At 65.8% G+C, this 13,776-nt stretch carries 12 protein-coding genes; 9 read left to right on the top strand and 3 right to left on the bottom strand.

Annotated features, from left to right (window positions below; translation table 11 throughout):
* The 7 genes from AB4Y72_RS11455 to AB4Y72_RS11425 all read left to right on the top strand — a co-directional run bounded on the left by AB4Y72_RS11455 (position 1) and on the right by AB4Y72_RS11425 (position 6,888).
* Positions 1 to 882, top strand: coding sequence for an ABC transporter permease (locus AB4Y72_RS11455; protein WP_441426283.1), 882 nt, complete (start codon positions 1 to 3; stop codon positions 880 to 882).
* Positions 883 to 1,608 carry an ABC transporter ATP-binding protein gene (locus tag AB4Y72_RS11450; protein ID WP_441426282.1) on the top strand — a complete coding sequence of 242 codons (726 nt, stop codon included), beginning with the start codon at positions 883 to 885 and terminating at the stop codon, positions 1,606 to 1,608.
* Positions 1,609 to 1,708: 100 nt separating this feature from the next.
* Positions 1,709 to 2,998 (top strand): nucleotide sugar dehydrogenase, encoded by a 1,290-nt coding sequence (locus AB4Y72_RS11445; protein ID WP_441426281.1) that lies wholly within the window; start codon positions 1,709 to 1,711, stop codon positions 2,996 to 2,998.
* A 48-nt stretch (positions 2,999 to 3,046) separates the two neighbouring features.
* A complete protein-coding gene (locus AB4Y72_RS11440; protein WP_441426280.1) occupies positions 3,047 to 3,643 on the top strand; it encodes an acyltransferase in 597 nt (198 codons plus the stop codon).
* Positions 3,640 to 4,731 carry a DegT/DnrJ/EryC1/StrS family aminotransferase gene (locus tag AB4Y72_RS11435; protein WP_441426279.1) on the top strand — a complete coding sequence of 364 codons (1,092 nt, stop codon included), beginning with the start codon at positions 3,640 to 3,642 and terminating at the stop codon, positions 4,729 to 4,731. Before AB4Y72_RS11440 ends, AB4Y72_RS11435 begins: the two co-directional genes overlap by 4 nt.
* A 1-nt stretch (position 4,732) precedes the next feature.
* Positions 4,733 to 5,728 (top strand): Gfo/Idh/MocA family oxidoreductase, encoded by a 996-nt coding sequence (locus AB4Y72_RS11430; protein ID WP_441426278.1) that lies wholly within the window; start codon positions 4,733 to 4,735, stop codon positions 5,726 to 5,728.
* Positions 5,725 to 6,888: a glycosyltransferase family 4 protein gene (locus AB4Y72_RS11425; RefSeq protein WP_441426277.1), complete on the top strand. Its 1,164-nt coding sequence runs from the start codon at positions 5,725 to 5,727 to the stop codon at positions 6,886 to 6,888. Before AB4Y72_RS11430 ends, AB4Y72_RS11425 begins: the two co-directional genes overlap by 4 nt.
* Positions 6,889 to 6,963: 75 nt before the next feature.
* Here the strand turns inward: AB4Y72_RS11425 and wecB are convergent, their stop codons facing one another.
* The 3 genes from wecB to AB4Y72_RS11410 all read right to left on the bottom strand — a co-directional run bounded on the left by wecB (position 6,964) and on the right by AB4Y72_RS11410 (position 11,420).
* The gene (wecB, locus tag AB4Y72_RS11420) at positions 6,964 to 8,040 is read right to left on the bottom strand and encodes a non-hydrolyzing UDP-N-acetylglucosamine 2-epimerase (RefSeq protein WP_441426276.1); all 1,077 of its coding nucleotides are present in this window, start codon (positions 8,038 to 8,040) and stop codon (positions 6,964 to 6,966) included.
* A gap of 79 nt (positions 8,041 to 8,119) precedes the next feature.
* Positions 8,120 to 10,126, bottom strand: coding sequence for a DUF6541 family protein (locus tag AB4Y72_RS11415; protein WP_441426275.1), 2,007 nt, complete (start codon positions 10,124 to 10,126; stop codon positions 8,120 to 8,122).
* A 109-nt stretch (positions 10,127 to 10,235) separates the two neighbouring features.
* Positions 10,236 to 11,420, bottom strand: coding sequence for a glycosyltransferase (locus AB4Y72_RS11410; RefSeq protein ID WP_441426274.1), 1,185 nt, complete (start codon positions 11,418 to 11,420; stop codon positions 10,236 to 10,238).
* A 40-nt stretch (positions 11,421 to 11,460) separates the two neighbouring features.
* Between AB4Y72_RS11410 and AB4Y72_RS11405 the strand changes: the two genes are divergently transcribed.
* Complete coding sequence (locus AB4Y72_RS11405; RefSeq protein WP_441426273.1) at positions 11,461 to 12,567, top strand: glycosyltransferase family 2 protein; 1,107 nt, start codon at positions 11,461 to 11,463, stop codon at positions 12,565 to 12,567.
* A gap of 74 nt (positions 12,568 to 12,641) precedes the next feature.
* Entirely contained in the window at positions 12,642 to 13,763 is a 1,122-nt protein-coding gene (locus tag AB4Y72_RS11400; RefSeq protein WP_441426272.1) for a glycosyltransferase, read from the top strand.
* The last annotated feature ends 13 nt before the right edge of the window (positions 13,764 to 13,776 follow it).

Here is a 13,776-nt window from a genome sequence, read left to right as displayed (position 1 = left end):
GTGACAACCACGATTTCCGGGGAATTGACCCGCCCGGGTCTCGGCGGTGGATTTCGGGATCTTCGGCAGTCCAGTTTTTTGCTGAAACTGCTGGTCCGCAAGGAACTGAAAGTCCGCTACCGGGGCTCCGTCCTGGGCCTCTTCTGGTCCTATGTGAAGCCCGCCGTGCAGTTTCTCGTGTTCTACGTGGCCTTGGGCGTCTTCCTGGGCCTTGAACGCAGTGCGCGCAACCCGGACGGCCTACCGAACTATGCCGTGTATCTCTTCTCCGGAATCGTGCTGATCAACTTCTTCTCCGAAGCTCTCGGGAATTCCGCCCGATCGATCGTGAACAACGGCAACCTGATCAAGAAGATCTATCTGCCCCGCGAGCTGTTTCCGGTGGCGTCGGTCTGGGTGTCTGCTGTGCATTTCTTCCCCCAGCTGGTTGTCCTCGTGATCGGGTGCCTCTTTGCGGGGTGGCACCCGGACATGCTTCAGCTGTTGGCGGCGGTGGGCGGATTCGCCATTGTGGGCTTCCTGGCAACGGGGCTCGGCCTGCTGTTCGGCGCCGCCAACGTGTATTTCCGTGACTCGGAAAACCTCGTTGACATGCTCCTGATGGTGGCGACCTGGGCGTCGCCCGTCATGTACTCCTGGACCATGGTGCAGTCAAAGCTGGGCCCGGTTTTCTTCGCCGTCTACCAGGCCAACCCCATCACGGTGGGGGTCGAGTTGTTCCACTATGCCTTCTGGTACCCCACAACGGACGGCTCCGCCGCGATGCCGCCGAACCTGTTCAGCCTGTGGCTCCCGATCGGCCTCGTCATTTCGCTGGTGGTCCTGGCCTTGGGGCAACTAACTTTCCGGCGGCTTGAGGGCCGCTTCGCTCAGGAGCTGTAAATGGCAAACGCGATCGAAGTTTCCAATATCAGCAAGGAGTTCGTGCTCCGCCACACCCGTTCCATCAAGGAAGCGGTCGTATGGCTCGTGAAGGGCCGCAAGGGTGATCTTTCCAAGAAGTTCCATGCCCTCAAGGATGTCTCCCTGATGGTGGAAACGGGGGAGACCGTGGCGTTGCTGGGCCTGAACGGTTCCGGCAAGTCCACCCTGTTGAAGCACATCTCCGGCGTCATGCTCCCGGATTCCGGCAGCGTCTACACCCGCGGCCGCGTGGCCGGCCTGATCGAGGTCGGGGCGGGTTTCCATCCTGACCTCTCGGGCCGCGACAACGTGTACCTCAATGGAGCGATCCTGGGGATGACGGAGAAGCAGATCAATGAGCGCTTCGACGCGATCGTGGAATTCTCCGAGATCGGCGAATTCATCGACACGGAAGTCAAGTTCTATTCATCTGGCATGTACCTGCGCCTGGCCTTTTCCGTGGCCGTTCACACCGACCCCGAGGTCTTCCTGATCGATGAAATCCTCGCCGTCGGTGATGAACCGTTCCAGCGCAAGTGCATAGCCAAGATCCAGGAACTCGCAGAAAAGGGCAAGACCCTCGTCGTCGTCAGCCACGACCTGGACCTGGTTTCCCGGATCTGTGCCCGCGGTGTCCTGCTTGAGCACGGAAATGTATTGTTCGATGGGCCGATCAGCGAGGCGGTAAGCCGGCTTCGCAACTAGTCGGCAGACCCGCTGCCGCCGTCGCGGGGCGGCAGCCGCTAGTGTGGAGACTGGTCCTTCGGCCCCGCCATTAGGTATATAGAGAAAAGGCACGAGAATCGTGAAGATTGCTGTAATTGCGTTGGGTAAGATCGGCCTGCCCTTGGCCGTCCAGTTTGCATCCAAGGGCCATGAGGTCGTCGGCGTCGACGTTAACCGGCAGGTTGTCGATCTCATCAACGCCGGAATCGAACCATTTCCCGGCGAAGCCCGGCTGCAGGAACAACTTTCCGAGCTGGTGCCCGCAGGGAAGCTCAGGGCGACCACCGATTACGCGGATGCGGTCCCCGAGGCGGACGTTGTGGTTCTGGTCGTGCCGCTGTTTGTCGACGCGGACGCGAACCCTGATTTCGGATGGATGGACGCGGCGACCGCCGAACTGGCGAAGCACCTGACGCCTGGCACCCTTGTGTCCTACGAAACCACCCTTCCGGTCGGCACCACCCGGACCCGGTGGAAGCCGGCCCTGGAAGCGGCCTCCGGCCTGGTCGAGGGACAGGACTTCCACCTCGTGTTCTCGCCGGAGCGGGTGCTCACCGGCCGGGTGTTCGAGGACCTGCGCAAGTACCCCAAGCTGGTGGGCGGCCTGTCGGAAGAAGGGGCCGCCAAAGCCGTCGAGTTCTACGAGGCCGTGCTCGACTTCGACGACCGGACGGATCTGGCCCGTCCGAATGGCGTCTGGGACCTGGGGTCCGCCGAAGCGTCGGAGATGGCGAAACTGGCGGAAACCACCTACCGCGACGTGAACATTGGCCTCGCCAATCAGTTTGCCCGCTATGCCGCCACGGCCGGCATCGACATCTACCAGGTCATCGAGGCTGCCAACTCCCAGCCCTACAGCCACATCCACACACCCGGAATCGCCGTCGGCGGGCACTGCATCCCCGTCTATCCGCGGCTGTACCTCTGGAATGATCCCGAGGCCACGGTGGTCCGCGCAGCCCGCGCGGCCAACGCCGACATGCCGGCCTACACCATCGGGCTGCTCGAGGGAGCCTACGGCGACCTGACAGGCGCCCGCGTGGTAGTACTCGGCGCGGCCTACCGCGGCGGCGTCAAGGAAACGGCGTTTTCCGGTGTTTTCGACGCCGTCAAGGCCCTCGAACTGCGCGGCGCCGCAGCCCTCGTCCATGACCCGCTGTACACCGACGAGGAACTCCAGAAGCTGGGCTTCCAGCCCTACCACCTCGGGGAACCGGCCGACGCGGCCGTGGTCCAGGCAGACCACGCCGAGTACCGCACGCTGGGACCGGCGGACCTCCCGGGCGTCCGGGTCTTCATCGACGGCCGCAGGGTGAGCAGCCCGGAGGCCTGGGACGGCGTCCAGTACCGCGTCATCGGCAAGGCCTGACCCCGGTAGATCCGCCGATCCCTTCTTCCCTTTGACAGGAGATCCATTATGAACAACATTGCCCCGAGCGCTGATGTTTCGGACCGCGCCGTGTTGGGCGCCGGTACCAAGATCTGGCACCTGGCCCAGGTGCGCGAGGACGCCACCCTGGGAGAAAACTGCATCGTCGGCCGCGGTGCCTATGTAGGCACCGGTGTCCACATCGGCGACAACACCAAAATCCAGAACTACGCCCTGGTCTACGAGCCCGCCAAGCTGGGAAAGGGCGTCTTCATCGGCCCCGCGGTGGTCCTCACGAACGACACCTACCCCCGGTCCGTCAGTCCTGACGGATCGCTGAAGAGCGCGCACGACTGGACCCCCGTGGGCGTCACCATCGAGGACGGCGCCTCCGTCGGCGCCCGAGCCGTCTGCGTGGCGCCGCTGACGATCGGACGCTGGGCGACCATCGCCGCTGGTGCCGTCGTCACGAAGGATGTACCCGCCTTCGCCTTGATGGCCGGGGTCCCGGCCAAACGGCTCGGCTGGGTCGGCAAGGCCGGTTTCCCGCTGCGTGAGGCAGACGGATTCTGGGTGTGCCCCGAGACGGGCGCCAAATATGTTGAAGAAGAAAATTTCCTGAAAGAGGCAGAGGACAACGCATGAGCCTGGACTTTATCCCCGCAGCCAAGCCGATCATCGGCGATGAAGAGCGTGCGGCCGTAGATGCCGTACTCGCCTCCGGAATGCTGGCCCAAGGCAAGCAGGTGGCGGAGTTTGAAACCGAATTCTCCTCGGTGCTCGTCGACGGCCGCGCTGCCGTCGCCGTAAACTCCGGCACCTCCGGCCTCCACCTCGGTCTCCTCGCCGCCGGCGTTGGCCCGGGCGACGAAGTGATCGTGCCATCCTTCACCTTTGCCGCCACCGGCAACGCGGTGGCACTGACCGGCGCGACCCCGGTCTTCGCCGACATCGAGCTGGACCACTACACGCTGGACACGGACCACGTCGCCTCGCTGATCACGGAGAAGACCAAGGGCATCATGCCGGTCCACCTGTACGGGCACCCCTTTGACGTCGAAGGCCTCGGCAAACTTGCCGCGGAGCGGGGCATCGACCTCTACGAGGACGCAGCCCAGGCGCACGGCGCAAGCTTCAACGGCAAAAAAGTGGGCAGCTTCGGCACCTTCGCCATGTTCAGCCTGTATCCGACAAAGAACATGACCTCCGGTGAGGGCGGCATGGTCACGACGTCGGACGCCGCCGTCGAGCAGAAGCTTCGGCTGCTGCGCAACCAGGGCATGGAGAAGCAGTACGAGAACGAAATCGTCGGCTTCAACGCCCGCATGACTGACCTGCACGCCGCCATCGGCCGCGTCCAGCTCACCAAGGTGCTCGGCTGGACCGCGCAGCGGCAGCAGAACGCGGCCTTCCTTGACGCCAACCTGGAAAACGTCGGGGCCCCCGCAGTCAAGGCAGGGGCGGGCCACGTCTACCACCAGTACACGATCCGGGTTTCCGAGGACCGCGACGGGCTGGCCAAGGCGCTGCGGGAAGAGTACAACATCGGAACCGGCGTGTACTACCCGGTCCCGAACCACCGGCTTCCGTCCTTCAACCGGACGGAAGACCTCCCCAACACGGAGACGGCCGCCAAGGAAGTTCTCTCGCTGCCGGTGCACCCCTCCCTGAGCCAGGACGACCTCGAGCGGATCGTCACCGCGGTCAACACCCTGTCCAAGGCCGGTGCCTGAGATGGCAAATCTGCGCGTAGGCCTGATCGGGCTGGGAATGATGGGCCGGCACCATGCCCGGGTCCTTCGGGAGCTGCCCGGCGTCGACCTGGTGGCTGTGGCGGACGCCTACGGCGATCCGCACGGCGTCGCCGGGGGACTGCAGGTGCTGTCCTCGGTGGAGGAGCTCATCGCCCAGGGCCTGGACATGGCGGTGGCCGCCGTCCCCACAGGGATGCACGAGGAAGTCGGGCTGGCACTGGCCGAAGCCGGCGTCCACACCCTCGTCGAGAAGCCGATTGCCGCAAGCGCCGCCGCAGGCCAACGCCTCGTCGATGCTTTTGAGGCCAAGAACCTCGTCGGGGCCGTGGGTCACATCGAGCGTTTCAACCCTGCGCTGCAGTCCCTGCGGAAGAGGATTGAAGCGGGCGAACTCGGCGAGGTTTACCAGATTGCCACCCGCCGGCAGGGTCCGTTCCCGTCGCGCATCGCCGACGTCGGGGTGGTGAAAGACCTGGGCACGCACGATATCGACCTGACCGCCTGGCTGGCCCAAAGCCGCTTCGAGTCGATCTTCGCCCATGTCACCACGCGCAGCGGCCGTCCGCATGAAGACATGGTGGCCGCGACCGGGCAGCTGGAAAACGGTGTCATCACCAATCACCTGGTGAACTGGCTCTCCCCGATGAAGGAGCGCCTCACGATCGTCACCGGCGAAAAAGGCGCCTTCGTGGCCGACACGGTCACGGCGGACCTGACGTTCTTCGAAAACGGCACCGTGGCCACGGAGTGGGACTCCATGGCAGCGTTCCGGGGTGTCTCCGAGGGCAACATGACACGGCTCGCAATCGCCAAACCCGAGCCGCTGCGCACCGAGCACGAGGCATTCCGTGACGCCGTCCTGGGCCTGCGCAACGACGTCGTGACCATGCGCGAAGGCCTCGACACGCTCGTCGTTGCCGAGGCAGTACTGGAGTCCGCGCGCAGCGGGCAGATGGTCAAAGTCGACGCCTCATGACGGTCCGTCCGCGATTGAGGGTCGCGGTCGCCACCCGGCTCTTCACGCCCGAAGTGGGGGCCGCTGCCTTTCGTCTCCAGGCGCTGGTAGATGGGCTGGTTGCCGCGGGGGCCGAGGTTCAGGTCGTGACGACCCGCGCCCCCGGCGGAGCGTCGGCCGGCAGGGTCCCCTTCAAAATCAGCCGCTGGCCCGTGTTGCGGGACCGCGGCGGCAACGTCCGCGGCTATTTCCAGTACTTGAGCTTTGACATACCGGCCTTCTTCCGACTCCTGGTTCAGGGCGCGGATATTGTCGTCTCCGAGCCGCCGCCCACCACCGGGCTGATGGTGGCCCTCAGCAGCCGGCTGCGTCGTCGGCCGTTTGTGTACTACGCGGCGGACGTGTGGAGTGAAGCGCTGTCCGCCACCGACGTGCCCGGCGTCGTCATTGACATCATGCGGCGCGTCGAAGGCTTTGTGCTGCGGCGTGCCGCGTGCGTCATCGCCATCTCCGATGCCGTCGCCGAGCAGGTCGCGAAGTTCGGGGTGCCGGCGGAGCGCCTCCGGGTGGTGCCTAACGGGGTTGACACCTCGGTCTTCAACCCCGACGGGGAGGCCGCGGGCAGTGAGCGGCCTTATTTCGCCTACACCGGGACCATTTCGGAATGGCAGGGGGCCGATGTCTTTGTTCGGGCCCTGCCGATCGTGCAGCGCAAATATCCGGATGCGGAGATCCGCTTTTTCGGGCAAGGCACGGACGAGCAGACCCTCCGGTCCCTGGCGGCCGAGATAGCTCCCGGGAGCGTGGTTTTCGGCGGAGTCGTTCCGCCCCGGCAGGCTGCGGCCTGGCTGCGCGGAGCCGCGGCAGCACTCGTCAGCATCAAGCCGGGGCAAGGCTATGACTTCGCCAAACCGACCAAAATCTATGCGGCCGCAGGGTGCGGGACCCGGGTAATATTTGCGGGCGCGGGCGAGGGGGCAGCGGTGGTGGCTGACAACGCACTCGGCGACGCCGTAGACCACGACCCGGACGCCGTGGCGGCGGCGATGATCGCCGCACTCGAATCCGACGACTCGGACCGCGGGCTCCGCTCGCGGTGGGTGGCGGACCATGCATCCCTCGCGGCAGCAGGACAAGCCGCTGCGGCCGTCGTTGCCACGGTGGCGGAGACGTCCCGGTAAAGACCTCGGAACGCAGCAGAGGCGGCCAACGGAGTTCATGTCTCCCGTTGGCCGCCCCTGACAAGCGTGTGCCCGCTACTTTCCGGCGGACTCCGCGTTGAAGCTCAGCAGCGCGTCCACGATCTTCTCGGCAGCATGTCCGTCGCCGTACGGGGCGGCGTCCGTGGGCTCGGGAGCGGGCCGCTTGACTGTATCGGCCAGGATGGAGAGGTCCTCGCTCACCAGGACGTTCCACCGCGATTCGAGCGTTTCAACCCACTCGGTCTCAGGACGGATCGTCGTGCACGGCACCCGCAGCAGGAAGGCTTCCTTCTGCAGGCCGCCCGAGTCGGTGATGACGCCAGCGCTGTTGACCACGGCGTTGACCAGCTGCGGATAGGCCAGCGGCGGGCATACCCGGATGCTTCCCTGCTCGAGCTTGAGTCCGTGACGTTCGGCGAAACTGACCAGGCGCGGATGGGCCAGCAGGAGGACAGGACGGTCCAGCGAGGCCAAGGACGCAAGGATGGATCCGAGGCGGGCCGGTGAGTCCGTATTGTCCGGCCGGTGGATGGTGCTGACGTAGTACCCCTGCGGAACCACGTCGAGGGGCAGGGGCTCCTTGCGGCTCTCGAGCAAGGCGCAAACCTGGTAGAGGACGTCGGTCATGACGTCGCCGACCAGGACCGTTTTCGCGGCGAGGCCCTCGTTGGCCAAGTGGTCAACAGCAACGCGGGTGGGGGCCAGCAGCAGGTCCGCGGCGTGGTCTGTCAGGACGCGGTTGTGTTCCTCAGGCATGCGCCGGTTGAAGGAACGCAGCCCCGCTTCAAGGTGGGCCAGCGGTATGTGCATCTTGACCGCGGCTATCGCCGCGGCCAACGTGGAGTTCGTGTCGCCGTACACCAGCACGCAGTCTGGTTTGGCCTCCTCCAGAATCTCTTCGAGACCTCCAAGCATGGCCCCAGTTTGCGCGCCGTGCTTGCCGGACCCCACACCGAGGTTGAAATCGGGCGCCGGGATACCCAGGTCGCGGAAGAAAACGTCACTCATGAGTTCGTCATAGTGCTGGCCGGTGTGGGCGATAAGGTGCTCCGCCCGGCCGGCGATGGCTGACGCGATCGGTGCGAGCTTTACAAACTGTGGTCGTGCGCCGACGACGCTGAGAATACGCATTGTCCCAGCTTAGGCGATAGCAGGGGTTGGCCGTGGCGGCCGTGATCCCGCGCACAGGCCGGTGCCTGGCGCAGCATGGTCAGCAGGCGTTGATCTTGAACAGTTTGGCTGCGCCCTGCCGGTCCACGAGTTCGACCTTCGCGCCGGGCCTTGTTAGCACGTCGACAAACGCCGGGTAGGAGTGGGCCTCCACGAAGTTGAACATGTATACGTGGCCGAAATCGAGAATGTAGCGGACATGCTCTTTCTCCGCGAGCTCACAGGTCTCAGTTCCCGGCTGAGCCGTTGTTACGTCCTTCGCAATCTCGCGAAGATCGGCGTCGGGCGGCGGCGACAGATGATACTGGGTGACGTGGCGGCCGGAAATGGCGAAGGCCAACGATCCGCCGTTAGCCGGGTTGACGCCGATGACGGCATCCTTCGGAACGGTCGAATCGAGCCGGGACATCAGGGCGAACTCATCGCTGGATACCGCCCAGCCCGGGGCAAACGAATAGGCTTTTTGGATCTTCGTGGACACCGCGGTCAGTCCTGGGCCTTGGACGTGATCCACCAGGGTGGAGAGAGCGAGCGCAAGGATCGAGGCGGCTGCGACGGCGTACAGGCTCGCGGATCCCCTGAATTCAGCGGATCCGAGCCGGTGGCCGGCGGAACTATTCGGGGCGATGCGCCGAAGCAATCCCCTGACTGCGGAGACCAGACCGTCCGCACCCACTCCGGCAAGAACAATTAGGAACAACGGCACCAAGGCCGCGAGGCGGTAGGGGTCCTGGTACCAGCTGCCGATCGCAAAGTGCCGCAAGCCGCCCTGATCCATGACGACGGCGACGGTATAAAGGGCAGCGGCAATAAGTCCGCAGGCAATGATCCAGCCGCCTCGCCGCCGCCAGATGATGGTGATGATGCCCAGCAGGGCAGCGATGGAGGCGACCATGGTGTCTCCGCCGCCGAGGAGCGTGCCCGTCGCGACGTCGCCTAAAGCCTGCTCCAGAGTCCGGCTGGGCTTCCACGTGTCATAGCTCAGGAGCAGGGCCTGCCAGACGATGAGGAAGGCGGCCGCCGAGGCCAGCCCCCACAAGACAACGAACGCGATTGGCTTGAAGCCGGCTTTCTCGAGGATACGGGCACGCAGCTGGGAGAACCACAGGGCGGCGATGAGCGGGACGGAGAATGCCAAGAGGGCCGTGGCACCATTTGGCTGCGAAAGAAACAACGCCGCAACCGCGATGACCAGGAAGGACCAGAGGCTGACGACGTCCAGGAACCTTTCGCGGCCGACGCGGAACAACCCCACAAGGACGAGCAGCGCCAGGGGCAGCAGGCTATAGGCAAGGGTGTTGGGGTAGAGCGGGCCCCACTGGAGCATTTGGAAGGGGAACATCCAGAAACCGCCGCTCAGGGCGCCAGCCACCACCAGCGGCAGGACGCGGGGGCCGACGACGCCCCGGACCAGCATGATGCAAGAGAAAGGCCACAGGAGCGCGCTCACCGCGACGATCACGGCGTTCTCGCTGACAAAGACGTCGTTATTCGTCAGCTGGGCAACGAGGGCGGCCAGCGAATGCCACACGGACGGATAGATGGCGATCCCGGCATCCGGGCTGAGCATCCGGCCCAGCGTCAGTGACGAGGCGTTGCCGGTTTCGAGGATGTACCGGATCGCATTCAGGTGAAAAATGTTGTCGTACACCTGCGCGAAGTTTCCGGGCTTCCCGATGGCCGGGAGCAGGCGGTTGACGATGAGGGCCGAGCCTGCCGCCATGCCGCCCAGGATTGCCGCCCATTGGACGGCGGGTGCTACCGAGGCTGGTGCGACTGCGGGAACCCTTCCGCCAACGACTCTCCGCAGCAGGAAAGCCAGGCCGGTGCAGACTGCTGTCGTGAGCAGGTAGCTCAAGAGTCCCCAGTCCAGCCGGAGCAGACCTCCCACGACGCCCGCGAGCCCGATGAGTCCGCAGGACGCCAAGGGGGACGTGGCCGCGGAAGCGAAACCCTTGGCGCCCAGTGCCCTGGCCAGCACGAAGCCGGGGAGGAACATCAAGAGTGCGGCCACGGCGATAGCGGGAAACGCCTGCCACCAGTTCACCAATGCTCCTGCCCGCCTGAAATTACCGGCTCGAGTCTAGCAAGCGGGGAGGGGCCTCCGGCGCCCGCGGGCCCCGGCAGCGGGCCCGGCGGTTGCGCGGGATCCCCGCTTAAGACGCGGCGGGCTGGGCGGCGGGCGGTGCCGTGAAAACGCCGGTGATGGCCCGCAGTCTCTCGCTGAGGTAGTGGCGGAGGGTCGAATCGCGGCACAGTGAGTCCTGCAGCCTGGGCGTGAGCAGTTCCCCGGTACGCCCGGAACGCCGGTAGTCAGCCACCGCGGCCCGCAGTTGCCCGAGCTCACCGGCCGAGCCCGCAGCCACGACGAGCGCGGAATCACGCCGGCTGATGCCTGGGATGGACCCGCCGGCAAGGGCCACGGTCCTGTCGGCAATTCCGCGCCAGTACGCGCTTTCCTCGGGATCCCACAACGGGGACCGGTCGGGGGAGTCGGGCGCGTCAGCGCGTCTGAGCAGGGCCCCGACGCCGTGCACCCTCAGGACTTTGTGCATGATGGCGCGCCGTTCCGACGTCGACGCACGCTGCAGCCAGTCCGTGTCAAGCAGGTGTTCCAGCCAGGCGAACTCCTGCCTGAGCGGCCGGATCGAGCTCGTCACGCGGCCCGGGCCGGAGTCATCCGTCTGATGGTATGCAGGCGCGCCAAATGGATAGCAGATGGCTCCGGAACGGAACCACAGCCGCAGCGTAGGTTCAATGTCTTCGCCGGTCAGGATGCCCTCGGTGTAGCCAAACCCCAGGGCGAGCAGGCTCTCCCGGCGCAACAGGCCATAGGGCACGCTGCGGTACGCCAGCCCGTCACGGAGGGGGTGGAGGACCCGGGGCTTTGACGGTCGAATCCGGGGAGCCGCGAGAATGCTGCCCGCAGGTGTCCGCAGCGGTGCGATCACCGCCGCAGCAGTACGCTTCTCGGCCACTTGCCACCAAGCCAGCAGCGAACCCGGTTCCAGATAGTCGTCCGAGTCAAGGAAGCTCAGGTAGGTCGCACTGCTGCGGCCCAGGGCGTAGTTGCGGGGGCCGGCCGGGGACGGCACGCCGTCGTTGTGGGCTAAATAGGTGACACCATCGGTGGCGGCCGGAAAATCAGCAGGAAATCCGAGCTGGGACAGGCTGTCCGCTGCAAGGTTGTGCAGCACCACTGTGACATGCAGGTCGACGCCGCGGAGGGCCAGCGCCGGGCGCTGGTCCATGACGGACGCAATTCCGCGCGCTACCGGCCGCGCGGGATCATGGACCGGGATGACGACTTCGATGCTCTGGTTCACGGGGGCGTACTCCATGGCGTGCTGCGTTTGCTGGGTTCCGCGCTAACCTTACTAGGTGGACAACCAAAGCCAGGATTCCGTGCTGCTCGACGTCGTGATCGCAGTGCACACGCCGGATCGGCCGGTGGAACGCGCAGTGGCCTCTCTGGTTGCCGGCGGGCTGCCCACGGCTCCGAATGGACGGCAGCGCCTGCGGATCAACGTCGTTTGCCACAACACCGAGGTTGATCCCATCCGCGCCCGCGTAGCCGCCGAGCATCGGCCCCTTGTCCGGTTCCTGCAGTACACCGACGGGATCAAGAGCCCCGCCGGTCCTTTTAACCATGGCATCGCCCGGGCCACCGGAAGATGGGTCGCGATTATGGGAAGCGACGATTCGGTGGAGGCAGGCGCATTGGCCCGCTGGGTCGAGAGCGCCGAGGCTGAACGGGCCGACGTCCTCATTGCCCCGATGGCGCATGCGGGCGGCGGCACGATCCGCACGCCGGTGGCGCGCCCGACCCGCCGCGCGGGCCTGGACCCGGTGCGTGACCGTTTGAGCTACCGGACTGCCCCGCTGGGCCTGATGCGGCTGTCGCTGGTTCGCGGCCTCGGCCTGATCTTTCCTACTGAATATGCAACGGGGGAGGACCAGCTCTTCTCCGCGAAGCTATGGTTTTCCGGTGCCCGGATCAGCTACGGGCGCGGTCTTCCGCGCTACCTTGTGCACGACGACGCCCAGCTGAGGGTCACCCAGACGCCCCGTCCGGTGGCGGAGGATCTGGCGTTCGCCACGGATCTGGTGGCCACCGACTGGTTTGGCGGGTTGAAGCAAGCCGCTCGTGAGGCACTCGTGACCAAACTGATACGCGTCCACGTATTTGGGCACGTCATGCTGCGCGCCCAGGCCGGGACCTGGGACGCCACCGACGCATTCCGGATGGCTGCGGTGTTGCAGCAATTGCTTTTCCGGGCCCCGCTAGCCGCCCGGCCGCTGTCCTTGGCTGACAGGGCGCTTCTGGACGCCGTCGCCCGCGAGGAGGCGGACGCCGCCACCATGGCCAGGCTGGCCGCTGCACGGCGGAGCTTCACCAGCCCGTGGACCTGGCTGCCGCGCAGCCTGCCCCATGTCCTGCATCCGGAAGCCCCCTTACGCTTCATGAGTGCGTCGGCACTCGTCTAACCCATCCGCCGAGGACGTTTTCGGCGTCGACCGTCGTGAACGCGGTGCGCCTGTCCACGCCACAGAAGGAACCCATGAAGATTCTCGTCATCGCCACGTGGTACCCGCACGATGAGAACCCTGCCGAGGCACCGTTCAATGCAGACCATGTCGAGGCGATTCGACGTCGGGGGCACCAAGTGCGCGTGCTCCACGTCCGCCTCGGCGCCGGGTTGCCGATGCCGAGCCGCGCATCAGGCGTCTGGGACGGAACCCCAGTGCGCCGCATCCTGGCAGACCCCGCCCACCCGAAAACTCTCCTGCGAGCCCTCCGGACCCTGCATCGTGAAATGGCATGGGCCGACGTCATCCACACGATGGCCTTCTCCAGCATCCTCGTCACCGCTCCGGCCTGGGCCCTGCGTGCCGCGACAGGCCGGGGCCCCGCGTGGGTCCACACCGAGCATTGGAATGGCGTCGTCAACCCCCGCAGCGTATCGCCCCTGTGGGCCAAACTGTCCGGGCTCCGGGCGGTGCTTCGTCTGCCGCACGTGGTCACCGGCGTCACCGGCCAACTCGCCGTCGAAATGCAGAAGTTTGCGCGGCCGCATGCGGCGATGACCATTCCCTGCGTCGTCAAAGGGCCGGCGAAAGTAACGGCCGCAACGTTCGGTCCGGTAATTCGGCTGGTGGCCGTCGGCGGCCTGATCGCTCGAAAGCGCCCCAAAGAGGCCATCGAAACCATCGCCTGGCTGCGGGACCGGGGGACAGAGGCACACCTGACGTGGGTAGGCGAGGGGCCGCTGCGGGAGGAGTGCCAGGACATGCTCGACAGGCTCGCGCTGACGGACCAAGTGCGCTTGGCAGGGTCCGTCAGGCCCGCTGAAGTAGCAGGCCACCTCTCCGCTGCCGACCTCTTCTTCCTGCCCACTGCCCAGGAAAACTTCTTCACCTCGGCTGCCGAGGCACTGGCGGCGGGCCGCGCCGTCGTGGCCACCCGAGTGGGCGGTTTCAGTGACTACGCCAACGATGCCAACAGCCGCCTGGTGGATGACCCCGCTCCTGAGGTACTCGGACAGGCGATCCTCGACGCCCACGCCGCATTCAGTGAAGTCCCGGCAGCGATCATCGCGGATCCCATCCGTGCACGTTTCTCCCCCGATGCCGTCGGGCAACTCTTCGACCGCGCCTATGTGGCGGCGCTGGCACGTGCCTAACGAACGGAGCGAA

The organism is Arthrobacter sp. YAF34, from assembly GCF_052113245.1.
GTDB lineage: Bacteria > Actinomycetota > Actinomycetes > Actinomycetales > Micrococcaceae > Arthrobacter.
Note: the sequence above shows the minus strand (reverse complement) of the source record. Positions and strands in the feature narration are given on the sequence as shown.